Genomic DNA, 1,858 nt, shown 5'->3' with positions numbered 1-1,858 from the left:
ACACAGTGGACGCGAGCAACTGAGGACAAGCCCTCGGCCTATTAGTACCAGTCAACTCCACCCGTTACCAGGCTTCCATATCTGGCCTATCAACCCAGTCGTCTACTGGGAGCCTTAACCTCTCAAAGGAGGTGGGAGTACTCATCTCGAAGCAGGCTTCCCGCTTAGATGCTTTCAGCGGTTATCCTTTCCGAACGTAGCCAACCAGCCATGCCCTTGGCAGGACAACTGGCACACCAGAGGTTCGTCCGTCCCGGTCCTCTCGTACTAGGGACAGCCCTTCTCAATACTCCTACGCGCACAGCGGATAGGGACCGAACTGTCTCACGACGTTCTAAACCCAGCTCGCGTACCGCTTTAATGGGCGAACAGCCCAACCCTTGGGACCGACTCCAGCCCCAGGATGCGACGAGCCGACATCGAGGTGCCAAACCATCCCGTCGATATGGACTCTTGGGGAAGATCAGCCTGTTATCCCCGGGGTACCTTTTATCCGTTGAGCGACGGCGCTTCCACAAGCCACCGCCGGATCACTAGTCCCTACTTTCGTACCTGCTCGACCCGTCAGTCTCACAGTCAAGCTCCCTTGTGCACTTACACTCAACACCTGATTGCCAACCAGGCTGAGGGAACCTTTGGGCGCCTCCGTTACTCTTTAGGAGGCAACCGCCCCAGTTAAACTACCCACCAGACACTGTCCCTGATCCGGATCACGGACCCAGGTTAGACATCCAGCACGACCAGAGTGGTATTTCAACAATGACTCCACAACCACTGGCGTGGCCGCTTCACAGTCTCCCACCTATCCTACACAAGCCGAACCGAACACCAATATCAAGCTATAGTAAAGGTCCCGGGGTCTTTCCGTCCTGCTGCGCGAAACGAGCATCTTTACTCGTAATGCAATTTCACCGGGCCTATGGTTGAGACAGTCGAGAAGTCGTTACGCCATTCGTGCAGGTCGGAACTTACCCGACAAGGAATTTCGCTACCTTAGGATGGTTATAGTTACCACCGCCGTTTACTGGCGCTTAAGTTCTCAGCTTCGCCACACCGAAATGTGACTAACCGGTCCCCTTAACGTTCCAGCACCGGGCAGGCGTCAGTCCGTATACATCGCCTTACGGCTTCGCACGGACCTGTGTTTTTAGTAAACAGTCGCTTCTCGCTGGTCTCTGCGGCCACCACCAGCTCAGGAAGTAAATCCCATCACCAGCAATGGCCCCCCTTCTCCCGAAGTTACGGGGGCATTTTGCCGAGTTCCTTAACCATAGTTCACCCGAACGCCTCGGTATTCTCTACCTGACCACCTGAGTCGGTTTAGGGTACGGGCCGCCATGAAACTCGCTAGAGGCTTTTCTCGACAGCATAGGATCATCCACTTCACCACAATCGGCTCGGCATCAGGTCTCAGGCTTCATGCCGTCCGGATTTACCTGGACAGCGCCCTACACCCTTACCCCGGGACAACCACCGCCCGGGCTGGACTACCTTCCTGCGTCACCCCATCGCTTACCTACTACCACCTTGGACCGGCGGCTCCACCACGTCCCTTTGTCCGAAGACTCCAGGCCGGCTTCACGGCCTTAGCATTAATGGATTCGATACTGGGCGTTTCAAAGCGGGTACCGGAATATCAACCGGTTGTCCATCGACTACGCCTGTCGGCCTCGCCTTAGGTCCCGACTTACCCTGGGCAGATCAGCTTGACCCAGGAACCCTTAGTCAATCGGCGCACACGTTTCCCACGTGTGTATCGCTACTCATGCCTGCATTCTCACTCGTGAACCGTCCACAACTCGTTTCCACGGCTGCTTCACCCGGCACACGACGCTCCCCTACCCATCACAACAGACGT

1 rRNA gene (cut by a window edge) is annotated in these 1,858 nt (G+C 56.1%); it reads right to left on the bottom strand.

Annotated features, from left to right (window positions below):
• Window positions 1-21: 21 nt before the first annotated feature.
• Window positions 22-1,858 (bottom strand): 23S ribosomal RNA (locus ACWGJY_RS37430); it runs 1,367 nt beyond the window's last position.

The sequence above is a fragment of the Streptomyces sp. NPDC054765 genome (assembly GCF_053612065.1).
Note: the sequence above shows the minus strand (reverse complement) of the source record. Positions and strands in the feature narration are given on the sequence as shown.